Origin of the sequence: Pseudoalteromonas sp. AOP7-A1-14, from assembly GCF_052376275.1 — a bacterium.
Lineage (GTDB): Bacteria > Pseudomonadota > Gammaproteobacteria > Enterobacterales > Alteromonadaceae > Pseudoalteromonas.
In genome coordinates, this window is the sequence record NZ_JBQSVO010000077.1 from 1 (window position 1) to 18,552 (window position 18,552).

Here is an 18,552-nt window from a genome sequence, read left to right on the forward strand (position 1 = left end):
TAAAAAAGCCTGCTTAGCAGGCTTTTTTAGATACAAACTTTTTGAAATTTAAACCGCTTGCTGAATAATCACTTCATCAGCCTTTTTGGTGTACTGAGGCATGCGATGGAAGTTCAAATAACGATAAGTATCAGCTGCTGTTGCATTGATCTTAGCTGCATATTCTTGATACTCAGCAGGAGTCGGTAATTTACCTAAAATTGCTGCAATTGCTGCAAGCTCTGCTGATGCTAAGAATACATTTGCGCCGGTACCTAAACGGTTAGGGAAGTTGCGTGTAGAGGTAGAAACCACCGTTGCTTTATCTGCAACGCGTGCTTGGTTACCCATACAAAGTGAACAACCTGGGGTTTCGATACGTGCACCAACACGACCAAAGATACCGTAGTAACCCTCGTCAGTAAGCTGGTCTTTGTCCATTTTAGTCGGCGGAGCTACCCAAAGCTGTGTTGGTATACGGCCAGTGAAACCATCTAGCAGTTTACCTGCGGCGCGAAAATGACCAATGTTAGTCATACAAGAACCGATGAATACTTCATCAATTTTCTCGCCTGTTACCTCTGAAAGTAAACGCGCATCATCGGGGTCGTTTGGAGCACAGAGAATGGGTTCTTTAATATCAGCTAAATCGATTTCAACAATGTGCTTATATTCAGCGTCTTTATCTGCTTCCATCAGTTCAGGGTTAGCTAACCATTCTTTCATTGCATTGATACGACGCTCAATAGTGCGAACATCACCGTAGCCTTCAGAAATCATCCACTTAAGCATTACAATGTTAGATTCAAGGTACTCTGAGATAGACTCTCTAGAAAGCTTAACAGTACAACCGGCCGCTGAACGCTCAGCAGATGCATCAGAAAGCTCAAATGCTTGCTCAACAGTTAAGTGCTCAACACCCTCAATTTCTAGTACGCGACCAGAGAATTCGTTGATTTTTCCTTTTTTCTCAACCGTTAATAAGCCCTCTTTAATACCATAAAGCGGGATAGCATGAACAAGATCTCGTAATGTGATACCTGGCTGCATTTCACCTTTAAACCGCACCAAGACTGACTCTGGCATATCAAGTGGCATCACCCCGGTTGCTGCGGCAAATGCCACTGCACCTGAACCGGCAGGAAATGAAATACCTAGTGGGAAACGAGTATGTGAATCACCACCAGTACCTACTGTATCTGGCAATAACATACGGTTTAACCATGAGTGAATTACGCCATCGCCTGGGCGCAGTGATACACCGCCGCGATTCATGATGAAATCAGGCAATGTATGGTGAGTATTGACATCAATTGGCTTAGGATAAGCAGATGTATGGCAAAAAGACTGCATAGTTAAATCTGCTGAGAAACCTAAGCAAGCTAAATCTTTAAGCTCATCACGGGTCATTGGACCGGTGGTATCTTGTGAGCCCACAGTCGTCATTTTCGGCTCACAGTACTGGCCCGGGCGAACGCCTGGCATATTACATGCCTTACCAACCATCTTCTGTGCAAGGGTGAAACCTTTATCAGAATCAGTAATAATAGCCGGCTTACGGAAAATGTCTTCCGCTTCAAGGCCTAGCGATGTACGCGCTTTATCAGTTAAACCACGACCAATGATCAGTGGTATACGGCCACCAGCACGAACTTCATCAAAAATCACACTCGATTTAATTTTAAATTCTGAGATTACCTCATCAGTACCATGGCGCTTAACAACACCTTCATATGGGTAGATATCAATTTGGTCGCCCATATCGAATTCATCAACATTTAGCTCGATTGGTAATGCACCTGAATCTTCCATTGTATTGAAAAAAATAGGCGCAATTTTATTACCTAAACAAATGCCGCCAACGCGCTTGTTGGGAACGTGGGAGATATCATCACCCATAAACCAAAGTACTGAGTTCGTTGCTGATTTACGCGAAGAACCCGTACCTACAACATCGCCTACATAAGCAAGCGGTAAGCCTTTCGCTTTTAGCTCTGCAAGTTGCGAAATTGGACCTACTTCGCCGTCGTTGTCAGGAACAATCCCCTCGCGCGCATTTTTTAGCATAGCTAAAGCATGTAAAGGAATATCGGGACGTGACCATGCATCAGGTGCAGGAGAAAGATCATCAGTATTCGTTTCGCCAGTTACTTTAAATACCGTTACTGAAATTTTACCCGCTACTGCTGGCTTATTAGTAAACCACTCGGCACTTGCCCACGATTCAATAACTTTTTTAGCATGAGTGTTACCTGCTTGCGCTTTTTCTTCAACATCATAAAACGCGTCAAACATTAACAAAGTGCTTGAAAGGCCTTTTACCACTATTGGCGCTAGTGATTCGTCATCTAAAAGCTCAATCATCGGTGCGATATTATAACCACCTAACATAGTCCCAAGAAGCTCAGCTGCTTTTTCTTTAGAAATTAAAGAAGAAGATACTTCGCCTTTAGCAACAACGGCTAAGAAGCCCGCTTTAACATAAGCAGCATCATCCACACCCGGCGGTACACGATTAACTAATAAATCTAGAATGAATTCTTCTTCACCAGCCGGTGGGTTTTTAATTAATTCGATTAATTCAGCCGTTTGCTGAGCGTCTAATGGCGCTGGTACGATACCTAACGCGGCGCGTTCTTCTACGTGTTTACGATATTCTTGTAGCACAATATTGCCCTCTTGGTGACGTTAAAGCGCTCGGCTATGCGCGTTGGCGCGAAAATCACCAAACACTTGTGGTATTCTTACTGGTTAATTATAAAGCTTTTAAGTATAGATTAAAATCCATCCAGTAACGCAAAACATCATACTCGCTATAAACCCCATGAATAGAACTATAAAAAATCGCTATTTTAATGAATATCAATTAACTACTAATAATAATTATTATTTTTAAGCATAAAAAAACCCAGCCGAAGCTGGGTTTTTAACTATAAATAATCGGTTATTTACGCATTACTTTAACGCGTTCAACAGACTTAAGTTGTGATTCTACACGACGGTTTTCAGCGTGAGCTTCAAGCGTATAATCTTCATTCTTAAGGCGCTCTTCACCATATCCAACTGTAGAAATTCTATCAGCACTGATGCCATCTTTAATTAGCTCTTCGGCAACATCATCCGCACGTTTTTCAGATAATGTTTTATTATAAGCGGCTTCACCAACTGCAGATGAATGACCTTCTAAAACAACAGTTGTTTCAGGGAACTCTTTTAAGAACTTAGCTACTTCTGCAATATCATCAAAGTATTTTTGATCAACCATCGCCGAATCATGAGGGAAAGTAACTAATAAGCTAGTTGTTACTTCTTGCTCTTCGTACACAGTACAACCTGTAGCATCAACTGCATCTGTCATAGGAGTATTTGCACATTGATCGTCTGCATCAATTACACCATCATTATCAGTATCTGTTGCAACAACAGGTTCTGGAGCTGCTTCAACCGGCTCTTCGACTACTGAACTCTGACCAAATAAGTAGTTGATACCTAATTTAGCATTCACATCTGTATAGCCACGGTCAAGACCTTGGTAAACTGATGTTTCAGCATTAAAGAATAGGCCATCAGTAATAAAGTGCTGGTAACCAACACCGGCGTTTAAGAAGGTATTATCAGTCGCGACTGTAATTTCTTTTACACCGAACAAGCCATAGAAAGGGCCGCCGTCAAAGTGATAAAGAGCATCAATACCATAGCGCTCTCCATCTACATCGTCACGATTACCGTTTGGAATTGGATTAGCTAAGAACGCATTAAAGTCCATATCTGCATACTCAAGACGTGCACTCCAGTTATCACTGAAACGGTAACCTGCTTCGGCACCCCAATTTGCAGACTCATTAACTTCTAAGTTTTGGTACATATTAAGATCTTTCCAAGAGGCGTCGTAATAGTCACCGAACACACCAATGTAAAAACCTTCTGTTTTTTCTGCTGCAAATGCTGATGCGCTAGTTGCAGCTAACGCGATTGCGATTGTAAGTGATTTTAATTTCATTGCTTCCTTCCCATTTTAACAATTAAACTTAACGAATAAGATTGTGACTAAATACTTTCAGTCCAATACGATTTCAACTAGAGTACCCAATGCTTCGTTAATGATTACTTAACGAGCATAGAAAGTTTGTAATTTTTATACAAACGTTACTTTAAGTTTAGGTGCTCTTTAATTATAGTTCAAATAGAATATTTTACTAAACTTCTAAAAATTCACATCAAATTTTGTAGTGTAGTTTTCCAATACATCCTTAACACTAAGGTATAAAATGCAATCTACCATTATAGGTACATTATATTGGTTAATTTAATATCAGCAAGCTAAAAGCAATAATATTGATAAATATAATCAATAGGGAATGCCTATGATAACTTACTTAAAGCTTAACGCTCCTAACAACCGAACTTTATACTTAGGTGCCACAAAAAGTTTGATAGTTTTTATCTAGGTCCCCACTAACATCTTGGTATTTTGATATTTCATTGTCAGCCTGATACGGATTTTTCAACACGTTTAAAAACTCGTCTAATTGCGCACTATGCTTATGTTCAATAAAGTCGCTAATAATTGTTTCAATTATATGGTTTCGCGGTATAACCCTAGGGTTTGCTTCACTCATTTTACCGTAGCTGAACTCATCGGTTCTCGCCAGCCACTTTTTCGCCCAACTAGAAAGTACCGCTGGTATCATTTGTGGGTCTTTTAAACTTTGCGTTAGATCGTTAAAAGTATTGGTATAATCTAAGTTATATTGCTTTAGCAAGGTCAATAACTCTGACACCAACTCGTTATCACTTGCTTGTGAGCGATTTAACCCTAGTTTTTGTTCCCACATTTCAGTGAATGCTTGGTTAAACTGATCTGCAAAATGATTTATTATCGAGCTAAGTAATTCAACGGCTTGCTCTTCATCATCACTAATCAGTGGGATTAGGCTCTCTGCCAGTCGTGCGCAGTTCCAATTAGCAATATTGGGCTGATTACCAAATGCATACCGACCTTGGTGATCTATTGAGCTAAACACAGTATCAAAGTCAAAGTCATTCATCATCGCGCATGGGCCGTAATCAATAGTTTCCCCACTTACTAAAGTGTTATCAGTATTCATTACACCATGAATAAAGCCGACTCGCATCCAACTAACAACGAGTTCAATTTGCTTTTGCATAACTGCGTTTAAAAAAGCCAAATAACGTTCAGTGCCCGTTGCTTCTATTTTTGGGTAGTGGCGTGCGATAGCTAAGTCTGCAAGTGCTTTTAATCCAGCTACATCACCTTGAGTTGCTAAATATTGAAATGAGCCTACGCGAATATGACTACTAGCTACTCGCGTAACAATCGCACCGGGTAAAGGGGTTTGACGATATACAGGCTCACCACTTGCAACAACCGCTAGGCAGCGAGTTGTTGGCACACCAAGGGCATGCATGGCTTCGCTCATAATATATTCACGTACCGCAGGGCCTATACTACACCGACCATCCCCCCCGCGTGAAAATGGCGTTGCTCCCGCACCTTTAAGCTGAATATCCCACGCTTGGTTGTTTTTATCGACTATCGCGCCAAGTAAATGCGCACGTCCATCACCAAGACGTGGTGAAAAGTGGCCAAATTGATGGCCTGAATAACCCAGTGCGACTGGCGCCACATCGCTATTTATTTTATTACCACTAAAGTAAAGTGCTTGCTGTGATGAATTTAAGTCAATATTTAGCTCTTCAGCAATATGGTCATTCCAAAGTAAAACTTCGGGTGCACCAACAGGGGTCGGTGTATCTGTAACGGAAAAGGCATCCGCAATATCAGTGTAACGAGAAATAAGTTTCATAAATCACCCTTTAATTAGCCTTAATGCCAACACGGTTATCACCTACACTGTAAGCAACAAGTAAGCTTAATTCTTGCAAACTCAAACCACTTTGTTGTTGCTGCTCATTAAAGAAATTCTGAGTGCTTTGGAGTGATTTTTTAGTTTGCAGACCACCATCAATGATCTTGTGACTACGTAGGTAACTTTCAACATCGCGAGATAACAAAAATGTATCTTTACCTAAAGTCCGTAAAGTATAAGGTCCTGTATTACCGCCTAATCGTGCACCGTGCTTTTTTAAGTATGCCCATAAACCAATAATATCTTCACTTGGCCAATTAGCAATAAATTGGCTAAAGCTACTATGCTCACTAGCTGCTTCATGGATCATATAAGCGTTTTCAGGAATAGTTTGTACTTTTTTAAAGTTACGAACAATACGTTCGTCACTTGCTTTTTGCTCGAGCATGTCCGGAGGCATCATTAGTAATTTCTCGATACTAAAGTCCCAAAAAACCTCTCTAAAGCCGGGCCATTTGCTATTGATCACTGACCAATAAAAGCCACTTTGAAATACTTTGCGTGTAAACTCCTCAAGCCAAATATCATCACTAATGGCCATTAGTTGCTGGGCTGTATTTGGGGCGACTAATAGTTGTTGTAACATGGCTTCGCCGCCTTTACGCTCAAGCGCTCGCTGGTATATATCTTGAAACTTTTCCATTACTCAATTACCCCTGCAAATCTTTGTATTAGTGTACGAAAAAATTACACTATACGTAACCATTTACTAAAAACGATCGCCTAAAACCTGCTTGACACCTAGACGGCTAAAATGCTTTAATCTCTGCTCATTCCCTATTTATGTGTGTTGGCTACAAGCGAGCACTCAGGGCTGGAAGAGGTGCGTTATTCAGGTAGCGTATGGTAGGAGCACACACTCCATCGACCATACGTGAGGGGAATTAACGCCGAGAAGTGTTTATCGTGTGATATAAGCATTTCGGGCGACTAGGTTGAATCCTAGCGACTGTCACCAAGTGCAGACACTGCAACTATTTGGTGGAGAGCTTCTGGTCTTAGTAATAATAAGGCTATTGTGCCCTATTGTTTTAAGCCCATTCGCTCTTCGAATTATAATATGTTCGATGACGCATACATGGCAAAAATTTATTAACGCCTGCCAATTGATTCATCGAACGCTCTATAAGTTCGTGAGAGATGATCAACAACTTTAATTTAGATGACTTCCCATTATGGACAGCATTAGTTACGCCGTTTAACCAACAAGGCGAAGTAGATTATGATGCTTTAACTGGACTTGTTGCTCAGCAACAAGCTGCCAATAACGGTATTTTATTACTTGGTAGCACCGGTGAAGGCTTAGCTTTAACACTCAAAGAACAACAAACGATTGTTGAGCATGTATGTCAATTAAACCCGAGAGTGCCATTAATGGTCGCGGTGGGTGGTATGAACTTAAAGCAGCAAATTGCTTGGGTTGAATATTGTAATCAACTCCCTATTGATGGCTACTTATTGGGTTCACCTCTTTATGCAAAGCCCGGTGAAGTCGGGCAAACACATTGGTTTGAAAGCCTGCTGGATACCAGTCGCTTTCCTTGTATGTTATATAACGTACCGGGGCGCAGTGCCGTTGATATACCCGTTAATGTTGTTCGTAATTTACAGCATCATCCACGGCTTTGGGCACTAAAAGAAGCTAGTGGCGACATCAACAAGTTTGAAGCATTCAGAGAAACCGCTCCCAACCTGGCAATGTTCAGTGGTGACGATGCACTGATGCCTTACTTTGCCCAAGCTGGCGCTAAAGGCTTAGTATCGGTAGCCGCCAATGCGTGGCCTGAGCAAACTCACGAATTTGTTAAGCGCAGCTTAAGCGGTCAACATCCCAATTTATTTGCTGATTGGTCTAAAGCCATTAAGAGCTTATTTTCCGTGGCAAGCCCAATTCCCGTAAAAGTATTAATGCATCAACAAGGTCGCATTAATACTCCCTATTTACGACCCCCGCTAACTCATTGTGAGTTAACGCAAACTGATTGCATTACCAATGCGAACAACACCATTTTATCTTGGCATTAAATACAGGTTTTTATAATGAGCTGGTTAGAACTATTAAACGATTTAGAAGCAGGCGCAGTCCGCGCAGCAACACAAGATGATAACGGCCAATGGCAGGCAAACGTTACCGTTAAGCAAAGTATATTAGAATCTTTTAAAAACGGCACTAATACAGAATTTCCAGGGGGGTTTGTAGACAAGCATAACTTAGCTCCGCAAAGCTTTGCTGCAGAGGCAGGTGTACGTATGGTTCCTGGTGGCACCAGTGTACGCCGTGGTGCGCATGTTGCTAAAGGCACTATTATCATGCCGCCAGCGTATGTAAATATTGGTGCCTTTATTGACGAAGGCACTATGGTTGATAGCCACGCGTTAGTGGGTTCGTGTGCACAAGTAGGTAAAAATGTACATTTAAGTGCTGCTGTGCAACTAGGCGGGGTACTTGAGCCAATTGGTGCAAGTCCTGTTGTAGTAGAAGATGATGCTTTTATCGGTGCAGGTTGTGTCATTGTCGAAGGAGTTGTAATTAAAAAAGGCGCGGTACTTGCCCCTGGGGTACGTTTATCAGCGACGATTCCTGTTTATGACTGTGTTAATGAGCGTCAACTTGATAAAGGTGAACCCATTCCAGAGTACGCTATTGTAATACCGGGCTCTCGCCCTGCTTCAAACACATGGGCCCGCGAGCAAGGCTTGAGCATGTCATGCGCGTTAATTGTGAAATACCGCGATGAGCAAAGTGACGCATCATTATTACTTGAAGAGGTTTTACGATAATGAGCTTTTTGAGCACACCAGTTAAAAATGCCTTAAATGAGTTATCTGCAGAGCTAGACTCCCCTTTTTTTATTTACGATCTTGATGTATTAAATAACCATTTAGCGCATTTAATGACGCAAACAGAAATAAAGCTTTGGTACGCGGTAAAAGCAAACCCCTTATCTAAAATTATTCAAAGTTTAGATAAGGCAGGCTTTAATTTTGATGTTGCTAGTAAAGGGGAGCTTGAGCAAGTACTTAACCAAGGTGTTAGTAGCAACCGAGTGCTCAACACAGGGCCAGCTAAAAGCCCAAAACAAATTAAACACTTCATTAGTCGCGGTGTACGCACTTTTGTAGCTGAAAGTATCAACCAAGTCCACTGGCTTAACAAACAAGCAACACAACAGCAGTGCCAACTACAAGTTTTATTACGCGTGCAATTACGCTGGCCTGAAGGTGAGAAAAACCCCTTAGGTGGTGATAGCCTAACCCCCTTTGGTTTAGGTTGTGATGAATGGCAAGCGCTTAATATAAGCGACTATCCAAACCTTAACTTTGATGGCCTACATATATTTCAGTGGGGCAATATGCTTAGTAGCGAGAAGCTAGCGGATCTTTGGTCACAAATGATTGACCCTCTAGTCAAGCTTGCAAACGACTTATCAATTAATTTAAAAGTCCTTGATTTAGGCGGTGGGCTAGGTATCCCTTATACTTTAGATGCCCCCACACTGAGCTGGGATAAGTTAATTAACTCTCTTACTACAATAAAACAACAAGCGGGCGTTGAGGAATTATGGATGGAGCTTGGTCGCTACGCAGTGGGTGAATGTGGACATTATGCAACACCTATTGTCGAAGCTAAGCAAAACTACGCTCAACAGCAAGTTATTTTAAGTGGAGGCATTAACCACCTACTTCGCCCAGCGGTAACCAATCAAGACTTTCCTGTACAATTATTACGAGAGTCGACTGCAAAAAGCCAAACGATGAGCTTATATGGACCTCTTTGTACCGCACTCGATTGCTTAGGTGAGCATCAACTTCCAGTCGATTTAAACGAACAAGACTGGCTTGTATTTAGTCAAAGTGGTGCTTATGGATTCACTGAAAGTATGCCTTACTTTTTATGCCATGAACTTGCTGGTGAATATACGTTAGAGCAAGGAAATGTCAGCTGCATACGCAGTATTGAAGATGCCAGCTACTATTTACGATAAGGTCTGAGATAAACCATGAGCAATGTGATACAGCAAGAAAATATCATCGTGGGGGAAGTCGCTAATGGCTTACCGTTATCAATACCGGTTTATCGTATTGAAGGGGATGGTTCAGGGCCTAGTGTATATATCCAAGCGAACATGCATGGTGCTGAGGTACAAGGTAATGCCGTTATTTACCAATTACTCGAGCAAATAAAACACCTCAAAATTAGGGGTGATATTACGCTCGTCCCTTATGCTAACCCTATCGGTTGTAACCAAAAATCCGGCGAGTTTACCCTTGGTCGTTTCGATCCTATTACAGGCACAAATTGGAATCGTATGTATCACTGCAATAATCACTTAGCGGCTCAATTTGCAACTGAATATGCGCACAGTGATGACGACACCTTAAAGACAGCCTTTAGGGCAGCGCTTATTAACGATGTAGAGCAACAACTAAGCGGCCCTGCTTATCGTGTTACCACGGGTAAACGTATCGCACTTAACTTACAAAAACTCGCTCATCAATCCGATATTGTATTAGATTTACACACCGGCCCTATTTCAAGCCAACATTTATATTGCCCAGACTATGCAAAGCAAAGTGCGCATTATTTTAATATTCCCCATGTGTTGTTTATACCTAGCGACTTTGATGGTGCAATGGATGAAGCCAGTTTCTGCCCTTGGTGGCAATTAACAGAACAACTAGCCAAGCAAGGCCGCGAGTTTAATGTACAAGTTGAAGCCTTTACCGTTGAGTTGGGCAGCCAAGAAAAAATAGACTTAAGTGTGGCGCTTGATGATGCAAATAGTATTTTAAGTTATCTCAATTATAAGCAAGTTTTTGAAGGGGCACCTCACAAACCAAAAGTAATGAAGCGGTTCGGGTGTAACTTAAATGACTACATTGCATACTATGCTCCAATAGGTGGAATGGTTGAGTATTTAGCTCCTTTAGGCGAGCACATTAAAGCAGGCCAGCCCATCGCTAATATTTTACGTATGGAGCGCTACTTGTCTGAGCAACCACTGCAAACTTTAACTTTTGATTGTGATGCTATTGCTATTTTGCACTTTGCTTCTGCGAGTGTTAATCAAGGAACTGAGCTTTATAAGTTTTTTACTAACGTCTTTGAGCTATAAGCTCTTACTTTCTCATTGCGTGAGAGCAACATTCGTTATAAATAATTAATGTTGCATTGAACAAGCGGCTTAGGCCGCTTTTTCTTTTTTAAAAACTGAACTAAACTCAATTAAGTTCAGTATCAATTCACTCAATATTAGTTAGATTTAAACAGATAATATAAGCCTTTAATGTGAAAATTGTATATTAAATTACAGGGCTTTGCGTATAATTTAGCTAATTGACTACACTCATTTGCAAGGATCATTATGAATTGGCGCTACGGAGTTTTTTTTACCACTATTATTTCAACCTCTGCGTTGGCACAGCAGCAAAATCCGACTGAACAAGACGATGAGTTAGAGCTTGTAAAGCAATGTATTTTAAACGAAGCAATTGGCGGCCAAAATGATATGACCATCGCTCAATTACGTGAAAAGTGCTCATCGGTTGATGAATCAAAACAAACTACAGCACTTGATAAACGTAAAGCCCGAGAAGAAGCCAGCGAGTCAAACCGCAATGTAATTACACCCCATAAGCGCAACTATATATTGCCTGTATCGTATGTTTCACACCCCAATGTTCGTGAAGCAGACGGCCTTTCTGATCTTTCTGAAGGTGACGGTGAGCCTCTTGATCATGTAGAAGCTAAATACCAACTGTCTATTAAAGTGCCGCTTTATGATAACTTCTCAGATGATGATCAAGCTGTTTATTTTGGTTTTACACTACAATCTTACTGGCAAGTATATAATAGTGATATTTCTTCACCGTTTCGTGAAACTAATTATGAGCCTGAAATTTTTTGGGTGAATTACCTTGATGAAGAGCATGTGTTTTGGGGTGATGAAATGGCCGTCGTACTAGGCTTGTCACACCAATCAAACGGCAGAAGCCAGCCAAACTCTCGTTCTTGGAATCGCATTTATGCCAACTTCATTTGGGAGAATGAAGGGTTTGTATTTAGCTTTAAACCTTGGTACCGCATCGCAGAAGATCAAAAAGAAACGCCACTACAAGCTGACGGCGACGATAACCCTAATATTTATCAATATATGGGTTATTTTGAGTTCTCAGGGGCTTATCGTGTTGATGAGCATGAATTCAGTTTTATGACTCGTAACAACCTCAACTCAGATAATCGCGGCGCAATACAGTTAGATTGGTCTTTTCCTCTTTGGGGACGCTTACGTGGCTATGCACAATATTTTAATGGGTATGGTGAGAGCTTAATTGATTACGACGCTGATATTGAGCGTATTGGTGTAGGTATTCTGCTAACTGACCTACTTTAATAAGTTATATAAAATGTATATGTAATTAAGGCCAAGCAATTGCTTGGCCTTAATCTTTTGCAAGACTTGACCCTGATTACTTTATAATCTTATAAGTACCTTCAAACTCTGCTACGAGTGTCTCGCCATCATAAACTTCAACAGGCACTAAATAACTCGCCTTACCCTCGCTTTCAAGCTCATTTAACTTCCCCTTACAACCACTTAAATTAACACTACCACGAGGTTCGTTATTAAGCGGTTTTGCATAATTAATATTGGCACTGGCCAATACAATATTGCCCTCAAGGCCCGCTTCTTTTAATGCTAAGTAAGTCGCGCCCCAACCTGTTAAGGTCGCCAAGCTATAAATAGATCCAGCAAACATAGTGCTGTGTAAGTTCAAGTTAGCATCTAAATCAGCGCTAGTCGTAAATTGCCAATCGGTATAGCTTTCTACTTTAATACCCATCGCATCACTAATCGGGATTGATTCGCGCCAAATATTTTGTAGTACTTCGGTCCAATTAGGATGGCGGAACCAGCCAGGTTCAGATGGTCTTTGTTTAATCATTTTCCAGTGCTGAACATCGTTATAGGCTAAATGCGCTTTTTCTTTTAGCTCATAGCCATGGCGTTTATAAAACTCCAGTGCTCGCTCACGAGCAAATAAAACCAACTCGGCTGCATCTTGGGTCCACGCTATTTTTTCAAGTTCATGTAATAAGCGACTACCAATGTGTTGATTGCGTGACAACTCACTTACCGCCATATAGCGAACTTGCGCTTGTTGATGATTATTAAAATGCAGCCTTGCTACACCTAGCACATCACCTTCATTATTCTTTATAAAGCGATGCTCGGCATCTTGTTCCATATCATCTTGTTCAGAGCCACGAGGTTCACCCCAAGGTGCACGTAAAACTTGCCAGCGCAATTGATAGTATGCCTGCCAATCTTCGCTACTTTGTGGTGTAGTCACCTGAAACATAATCACTCCTATTAAAGCATTTAGCCAATTTTATTTGACACTTTATTATGGTTAGTAACCTTACCCTACCTCAATAAAATTTGGAATACGACTTTGGCTCATACCAAGTTACCTCAAGATCCAAAGGCATTGCTTGAAAGTAATAGCTACTCCTTTGTTAAAGTTAATAACGCAGTACAAATCATATTTAAAAAATTATTTTTAACAATAACTTATGTCACCATTATTGCTTTTTAGAAGGGATTATCATTATTATAAAGTAACGCTTTAGAATTAGCCCTGTAAAACACTCAATTTTGTATGTTCAGATGGTTTAGATATACAATATAAAATTAAATAGGCTACTGACGCTTTATTTTTATTAGTCTATGGTGGTGTTATGGAAAATTTATTTGAAGATAGTGGCACTGTAAAGCATAGCTTTATTGAAAATTGCCATCAAATAGGACAACTACTTTATTGGCACAAGCAAGGCGCTAATAGCATTCAAGTGCGCCAACATAAACAGTTACGCTGGTTACTTATTAACGAAACCTTACAATCTGTGATCGAAAAAAGTAGCCCTAACCGCCTGCTATTCCCACATTTGCAATATTTAGCTAAACTTTGGCACCCTTTAACTAAGCCACAAACCATACTTGAGCTTGGCCTTGGTGGAGGTGCTATCCGCAATTACTTACAATATAGCTACCCTGACAGCGCATTGATGTCAATCGAGAAAAACCCCGATATAATCCATTGCTACAAACGTTTTTTTGGTGGTCATGACGCCGCTAATTTACAGTGCTTTGACGCCCAAGTAATATTTAACAACGGACAGTTATACGACTGGATTGTACTTGATTTGTTCAGCCAACTGGATGCACCTTTATTTTTATATAAACACCAATTTTATTTAAAAGTACATGCAGCATTAACTGATAAAGGTTATCTATTTATCAACTTTTTATCTGAACACAGCTCACAACTCACACAGCTAGAACACCTACTTTTCGCTTCATTTGGAAAACGCCCGATTATTGAAAAAATTCCCGGCTACATTAACCACATTGTGATGATAAGAAAATAACGTCAGCATTCAAACTAGGCTCTCAAATTAAATGTAACAGGCCCATCATTACATAAGCTCACCTGCATGTCGGCAGCAAACTGTCCTGTAACGACGCTTACCCCTTGTGTTTTAGCTTGGTTTACAAAGTATTCGTATAGCTCGTTTGCTTGCGGTGGTGTAGCTGCTGATGAAAAACTGGGTCGCAACCCTTTTTTAGTATCTGCTGCTAACGTAAATTGCGAAACCACTAATAACTCACCTTGAATATCTTTTAGGCTTAAGTTCATTTTATCGCTTTCGTCATTAAAAATACGGTAATTGGCTACTTTGTGTAAAAGTTTATCAGCCGTTTGTTGTTCGTCATGCTTTTCAACACCAAGTAGTAGCAATATGCCTGGCCCTATTTGACCAATTACTTGACCATCAACCTCAACTTTAGCCTCTTTTACTCGTTGTATTAATCCTTGCATTTAATCCTCGATAACCTGACATCTATAAAAGCGGTAACACGCCGTACAACTTCAAATATACATTGCATTCATTGTGCATGAACCCGAATCAGCAAAGTGCTGTACGTCATCATACGACAAACCTAGTCATAAGGTGTTAAGTGGAGGAAGTGTTCTCATCAAGCACGCTATCTGATGTCTCTTCTATATCATCAGGACATATGCAAACGGTAAACTCCGCGCCAAGTAACACCACTACCCAAGATAGATAAATCCATACGAATAAAATAGGGATAGTTGCCACAGCACCATAAATTACTTCGTATGAAGGAAAGTGGCTGATATAAAGCGCAAAACCTTTTTTTGTCAGTTCAAACAATAACGCAGCAAAAAAAGCACCGGGTATAGCAGCTTTAAAAGGGACCCGGGTGTTAGGCACTAAAGTATAGAGCATAATAAAGCCTGCCATTGAGATTAAGTACGGCAACAACCCTAGTAAAAAACCACTAAATCCAGGAATGCCCTGATCAGCAAACGACACCAAAGATACAATATAGGAAGTAACACCAATACTTGCTCCCAATAGCACAGGTCCAAGGCTCAATACCATCCAATACACGGCAAACGAAATTACCATTGGGCGTTTCTTCTTTATTCTCCAAATTCGATTAAGTGTGGCGTCAACATTACGAATAAGTAACAAAGCAATAGCAGCCAAAAAGCCAATACCTACTGCTGTCATTTGATTCGCATTTCCTGCAAATGAGCTAATATGCTCTTTTATTACATCTGAAGAGGTTGGCACAAAGTTAGTAAATAAGAAGCTTTCTATGGCAGCCCGAGTCCCTTCAAAACCCGGAAAGGCAGAGAAAATAGCCACACCAACAGCAATTAAAGGCACTAAGGATAGCAAAGTGACATATGCTAAATATCCTGCATTTATAGTAACTTGATCATCAATACAACGATTAATATATTGCATCCACCAAACGGGCTGTTTGCGAATAAAAATGCGAGCTTGCTGCTTATAATATGTAAGCTTGTCATCCATAAATTTAACTTTTGATAAAATAGTTTTGATTATCATAGCAATCCACCACATAATTTAAAGTAATAATGGATTTATAAGGGTATTTTAATGAAAAAATTAGCTTTACTTAGCGCACCTATTTTAGTCGTCACGCTATCACTTTCTGGATGTCAGTCAGCTTATTATTCGGCAATGGAGTCTGTCGGTGTGCACAAACGAGACATTCTTGTTGACCGTGTTGAAGAAACAAAAGACTCCCAAGAAGAATCTCAAGAAGAGTTTCAATCGGCACTTGAACGCCTAACAACCCTGATAGACTTTGAAGGAGGTGAGCTACAAGACGCCTATAACCAACTAAATGATGACTACGAGTCAAGCTTACAAGCGGCTAATGATGTCACCAACAATATTAATAAAGTTGAAGATGTAGCTGAAGCATTATTTGAAGAATGGGCAGATGAACTTGAGCAATATAAAAGTGCATCGCTAAAGCGCGAAAGCAGTAAAAAGCTAAGCGCCACCCAGCGTCAGTTTGATCAATTGTTACGCTCTATGCGCAGTGCTGAAAGTAAAATGGAACCCGTGCTTTCCTCTCTTCAAGACAATGTTTTATATTTAAAACATAATTTAAACGCCCAAGCTGTTAGTGCTATTAAAGGTGAGTTCACCAACCTTAAACGAGATATAAAAGTATTGATGGATGATATGAATAAATCTATCGCGGATTCTAATAAGTTCATTGAGCAAATGAACAAAACAACCTAACAAGTATCTCACGAATTAGCCTGCCTTTAGCAGGCTTTTTAATATGTTTTGTTACCTTTGCATTTCACTGGATTTCAGGCATAAAAAAACACGCTTTTAGCGTGTCTGTTTAATATTTTATATTGTTATTTCAGTGGTTGCGGGAGCTGGATTTGAACCAACGACCTTCGGGTTATGAGCCCGACGAGCTACCAGACTGCTCCATCCCGCGCCTGAAATATTAAGTTTTATTTTACTTCTTACTTAATTAAAGAAGTGGTTGCGGGAGCTGGATTTGAACCAACGACCTTCGGGTTATGAGCCCGACGAGCTACCAGACTGCTCCATCCCGCGTCTGTGTATTTTAAGTCTATCGACTACTTTCTTTAATCTCTTAAGTTAGAGTTTACAGTACCAAATTCTATAAAAGAAGTGGTTGCGGGAGCCGGATTTGAACCAACGACCTTCGGGTTATGAGCCCGACGAGCTACCAGACTGCTCCATCCCGCGCCTGTAATTCTTCTTAACAGTATTGTGTTAAACACTAGCCTGTTTCGAAGAGAGCGCTATCATATAGCAATCAAAATAGAATGCAAGTGCTAAACTACTTAAAACAGTCCAACCGAACAAAAAGCATGCAAATCTAGAGTTCTCTTTGATGTGGGCTGATCATTTTTTGAAATTCCCAGTCGGGATGACCCATAACAATGAAGTCTGGATTTTCAGTGGTTTCTCGCAGGTTATAAGTCAAAGGGTTAAATTCTGCGTCAGTTATGCACCCCCCCGCCTCTTCCACTATAATTTGCGATGCGCCTGTGTCCCACTCACCGGTTGGCCCTATTCGTAAAAAGCAATCGGCTTTACCTTCAGCAACAATACATGCCTTTAGTGAGCATGAGCCTAACGCAACTGTAGCAAACTGGGCATCAAGATATTGGCTAACAGCCTCAATTTTTTGCCTGCGACTTACCGCTAAAGTTAGGTTTTCGGGTGTAGCGACATTAATCGGTTTATCTTCACCCGCCACGCGTTTAAACGCACCATTTTGGTAATAGGCAAAATAGGTGGTTTTTTTAGCCGGCCAATAAATAACACCGAGTACAGGGCGGTTATTTTCAACAAGCGCAATGTTAACCGCAAAATCACCACTTTCAAGTATAAATTCACCAGTGCCATCCATCGGATCAAGCAACCAATAACTTTGCCAATCTTGGCGTTCTGCAAGTGCGGGGATCGGTGTTTCTTCTGACATAATTGGTATATCAGGAGCAAGGGCTTTTAAACCAGCGACGAGTACATCGTTTGCAGCAAGATCTGCCTTCGTTACTGGTGTGTTATCAGACTTTTCTTGCTTGCCGATATCATCTTTTTTATAAAGCGACATAATGGCTGCGCCCGCTTGCTCAGCCAAACTGATACATGGCTCTAATAACTCAATCATTACTTATCCCCTGACTCTAAATGCTTATTTAATAATAGCAAAGCCGCAACACTTCGTGCTTCAGTAAAGTCAGCTTGTTCTAATAAAGTGGGCCAATCTGCTACTGGCCATTTTACAACAACTAGCTCTTCAGGTTCATCACCCTCTAAATGATCCGGATAAAGTTGCTCGGCAAATAAAATATGCATCGTGGCGTTAAAGTAGCTAGGGGCCATTGATAATGTTTTCAGCGGTATAAGTTTCTCTGCACCAAAACCCACCTCTTCTTTAAGCTCGCGATTGGCGGCTTGCTCAGGGGTTTCGCCTGGGTCAATTAAGCCTTTTGGAAAACCAAGTTGATAGTCATTAGTTCCTGCACAATATTCTCGCACTAACAGTAATTGGTTATCACTGGTAATTGGCACAATCATTACAGCCCCACGGCCACCACCACGGATGCGCTCATACTGACGTTGCTCATCATTTGAAAATTTAAGTGCTAAAGACTCGACCGTAAATAAACGGCTTTTAGCTACAACATTATTACTGAGAATTTGTGGTGGTACTGGGTGCTTTTTCTGTGTCATCGGCATTAATTTGCTATCATGGCATTTACACTCATC

16 protein-coding genes, 3 tRNA genes and 1 riboswitch are annotated in these 18,552 nt (G+C 40.7%); of the genes, 7 read left to right on the plus strand and 12 right to left on the minus strand.

Going from position 1 to position 18,552, the window contains the following annotated elements:
• Window positions 1-48: 48 nt before the first annotated feature.
• From acnB to ACT3RM_RS12130, 4 genes are all read right to left on the minus strand, one after another.
• Window positions 49-2,646: a bifunctional aconitate hydratase 2/2-methylisocitrate dehydratase gene (acnB, locus tag ACT3RM_RS12115; protein WP_441835636.1), complete on the minus strand. Its 2,598-nt coding sequence runs from the start codon at window positions 2,644-2,646 to the stop codon at window positions 49-51.
• Window positions 2,647-2,923: 277 nt separating this feature from the next.
• On the minus strand, window positions 2,924-3,979 hold the full coding sequence (locus ACT3RM_RS12120) for an OmpA family protein (RefSeq protein WP_441833684.1): 1,056 nt from the start codon (window positions 3,977-3,979) through the stop codon (window positions 2,924-2,926).
• 412 nt (window positions 3,980-4,391) lie between these two features.
• The gene (locus ACT3RM_RS12125; protein ID WP_441995025.1) at window positions 4,392-5,807 is read right to left on the minus strand and encodes a protein adenylyltransferase SelO; all 1,416 of its coding nucleotides are present in this window, start codon (window positions 5,805-5,807) and stop codon (window positions 4,392-4,394) included.
• A gap of 10 nt (window positions 5,808-5,817) precedes the next feature.
• Window positions 5,818-6,513 (minus strand): DNA-3-methyladenine glycosylase I, encoded by a 696-nt coding sequence (locus tag ACT3RM_RS12130; protein ID WP_441835633.1) that lies wholly within the window; start codon window positions 6,511-6,513, stop codon window positions 5,818-5,820.
• A gap of 167 nt (window positions 6,514-6,680) precedes the next feature.
• Window positions 6,681-6,870, plus strand: a riboswitch (Lysine riboswitch).
• Window positions 6,871-7,010: 140 nt separating this feature from the next.
• Here ACT3RM_RS12130 and dapA point away from each other — a divergent pair.
• From dapA to ACT3RM_RS12155, 5 genes are all read left to right on the plus strand, one after another.
• Window positions 7,011-7,895, plus strand: coding sequence for a 4-hydroxy-tetrahydrodipicolinate synthase (gene dapA / locus ACT3RM_RS12135; protein WP_441835632.1), 885 nt, complete (start codon window positions 7,011-7,013; stop codon window positions 7,893-7,895).
• A gap of 15 nt (window positions 7,896-7,910) precedes the next feature.
• Window positions 7,911-8,651 (plus strand): 2,3,4,5-tetrahydropyridine-2,6-dicarboxylate N-succinyltransferase, encoded by a 741-nt coding sequence (locus ACT3RM_RS12140; protein ID WP_441835631.1) that lies wholly within the window; start codon window positions 7,911-7,913, stop codon window positions 8,649-8,651.
• Entirely contained in the window at window positions 8,651-9,856 is a 1,206-nt protein-coding gene (locus ACT3RM_RS12145; RefSeq protein WP_441835630.1) for a PLP-dependent decarboxylase, read from the plus strand. Before ACT3RM_RS12140 ends, ACT3RM_RS12145 begins: the two co-directional genes overlap by 1 nt.
• A 15-nt stretch (window positions 9,857-9,871) precedes the next feature.
• Window positions 9,872-10,987, plus strand: a complete 1,116-nt coding sequence (locus ACT3RM_RS12150) for a succinylglutamate desuccinylase/aspartoacylase family protein (RefSeq protein WP_441835629.1) — start codon at window positions 9,872-9,874, stop codon at window positions 10,985-10,987.
• A gap of 249 nt (window positions 10,988-11,236) precedes the next feature.
• The gene (locus ACT3RM_RS12155; RefSeq protein ID WP_441835628.1) at window positions 11,237-12,265 is read left to right on the plus strand and encodes a phospholipase A; all 1,029 of its coding nucleotides are present in this window, start codon (window positions 11,237-11,239) and stop codon (window positions 12,263-12,265) included.
• Between the two features lie 76 nt (window positions 12,266-12,341).
• On the opposite strand, the gene ACT3RM_RS12160 is transcribed toward ACT3RM_RS12155, so the two are convergent.
• Window positions 12,342-13,235 (minus strand): bifunctional GNAT family N-acetyltransferase/hotdog fold thioesterase, encoded by an 894-nt coding sequence (locus tag ACT3RM_RS12160; RefSeq protein ID WP_441995026.1) that lies wholly within the window; start codon window positions 13,233-13,235, stop codon window positions 12,342-12,344.
• Between the two features lie 379 nt (window positions 13,236-13,614).
• Between ACT3RM_RS12160 and ACT3RM_RS12165 the strand changes: the two genes are divergently transcribed.
• Window positions 13,615-14,304, plus strand: a complete 690-nt coding sequence (locus tag ACT3RM_RS12165; RefSeq protein ID WP_441995027.1) for a spermidine synthase — start codon at window positions 13,615-13,617, stop codon at window positions 14,302-14,304.
• A 14-nt stretch (window positions 14,305-14,318) separates the two neighbouring features.
• Here the strand turns inward: ACT3RM_RS12165 and dtd are convergent, their stop codons facing one another.
• Window positions 14,319-14,756, minus strand: coding sequence for a D-aminoacyl-tRNA deacylase (dtd, locus tag ACT3RM_RS12170; RefSeq protein ID WP_441995028.1), 438 nt, complete (start codon window positions 14,754-14,756; stop codon window positions 14,319-14,321).
• Window positions 14,757-14,892: 136 nt separating this feature from the next.
• On the minus strand, window positions 14,893-15,786 hold the full coding sequence (locus ACT3RM_RS12175) for a virulence factor BrkB family protein (protein ID WP_441995030.1): 894 nt from the start codon (window positions 15,784-15,786) through the stop codon (window positions 14,893-14,895).
• Window positions 15,787-15,873: 87 nt separating this feature from the next.
• Between ACT3RM_RS12175 and ACT3RM_RS12180 the strand changes: the two genes are divergently transcribed.
• A complete protein-coding gene (locus tag ACT3RM_RS12180) occupies window positions 15,874-16,530 on the plus strand; it encodes a DUF2959 domain-containing protein (protein WP_441995029.1) in 657 nt (218 codons plus the stop codon).
• Between the two features lie 134 nt (window positions 16,531-16,664).
• Here ACT3RM_RS12180 and ACT3RM_RS12185 read toward each other — a convergent pair.
• From ACT3RM_RS12185 to nudE, 5 genes are all read right to left on the minus strand, one after another.
• A tRNA-Met gene (locus tag ACT3RM_RS12185) sits at window positions 16,665-16,741 on the minus strand.
• Between the two features lie 45 nt (window positions 16,742-16,786).
• Window positions 16,787-16,863, minus strand: a tRNA-Met gene (locus ACT3RM_RS12190).
• A 79-nt stretch (window positions 16,864-16,942) separates the two neighbouring features.
• Window positions 16,943-17,019: transfer RNA gene (locus ACT3RM_RS12195), tRNA-Met, on the minus strand.
• Between the two features lie 133 nt (window positions 17,020-17,152).
• Complete coding sequence (gene cysQ, locus ACT3RM_RS12200) at window positions 17,153-17,950, minus strand: 3'(2'),5'-bisphosphate nucleotidase CysQ (RefSeq protein ID WP_441995268.1); 798 nt, start codon at window positions 17,948-17,950, stop codon at window positions 17,153-17,155.
• Complete coding sequence (nudE, locus tag ACT3RM_RS12205) at window positions 17,950-18,516, minus strand: ADP compounds hydrolase NudE (protein ID WP_441995266.1); 567 nt, start codon at window positions 18,514-18,516, stop codon at window positions 17,950-17,952. Before nudE ends, cysQ begins: the two co-directional genes overlap by 1 nt.
• Between the last annotated feature and the right edge of the window lie 36 nt (window positions 18,517-18,552).

Bases quoted from the DNA above. Each gene is read 5' to 3' on its own strand.
- ACT3RM_RS12120 (WP_441833684.1), bottom strand. From the start codon at position 3,979: ATGAAATTAAAATCACTTACAATCGCAATCGCGTTAGCTGCAACTAGC.
- ACT3RM_RS12125 (WP_441995025.1), bottom strand. From the start codon at position 5,807: ATGAAACTTATTTCTCGTTACACTGATATTGCGGATGCCTTTTCCGTT.
- ACT3RM_RS12130 (WP_441835633.1), bottom strand. From the start codon at position 6,513: ATGGAAAAGTTTCAAGATATATACCAGCGAGCGCTTGAGCGTAAAGGC.
- dapA (WP_441835632.1), top strand. From the start codon at position 7,011: ATGATCAACAACTTTAATTTAGATGACTTCCCATTATGGACAGCATTA.
- ACT3RM_RS12140 (WP_441835631.1), top strand. From the start codon at position 7,911: ATGAGCTGGTTAGAACTATTAAACGATTTAGAAGCAGGCGCAGTCCGC.
- ACT3RM_RS12145 (WP_441835630.1), top strand. From the start codon at position 8,651: ATGAGCTTTTTGAGCACACCAGTTAAAAATGCCTTAAATGAGTTATCT.
- ACT3RM_RS12150 (WP_441835629.1), top strand. From the start codon at position 9,872: ATGAGCAATGTGATACAGCAAGAAAATATCATCGTGGGGGAAGTCGCT.
- ACT3RM_RS12155 (WP_441835628.1), top strand. From the start codon at position 11,237: ATGAATTGGCGCTACGGAGTTTTTTTTACCACTATTATTTCAACCTCT.
- ACT3RM_RS12160 (WP_441995026.1), bottom strand. From the start codon at position 13,235: ATGTTTCAGGTGACTACACCACAAAGTAGCGAAGATTGGCAGGCATAC.
- ACT3RM_RS12165 (WP_441995027.1), top strand. From the start codon at position 13,615: ATGGAAAATTTATTTGAAGATAGTGGCACTGTAAAGCATAGCTTTATT.
- dtd (WP_441995028.1), bottom strand. From the start codon at position 14,756: ATGCAAGGATTAATACAACGAGTAAAAGAGGCTAAAGTTGAGGTTGAT.
- ACT3RM_RS12175 (WP_441995030.1), bottom strand. From the start codon at position 15,786: ATGGATGACAAGCTTACATATTATAAGCAGCAAGCTCGCATTTTTATT.
- ACT3RM_RS12180 (WP_441995029.1), top strand. From the start codon at position 15,874: ATGAAAAAATTAGCTTTACTTAGCGCACCTATTTTAGTCGTCACGCTA.
- cysQ (WP_441995268.1), bottom strand. From the start codon at position 17,950: ATGATTGAGTTATTAGAGCCATGTATCAGTTTGGCTGAGCAAGCGGGC.
- nudE (WP_441995266.1), bottom strand. From the start codon at position 18,516: ATGACACAGAAAAAGCACCCAGTACCACCACAAATTCTCAGTAATAAT.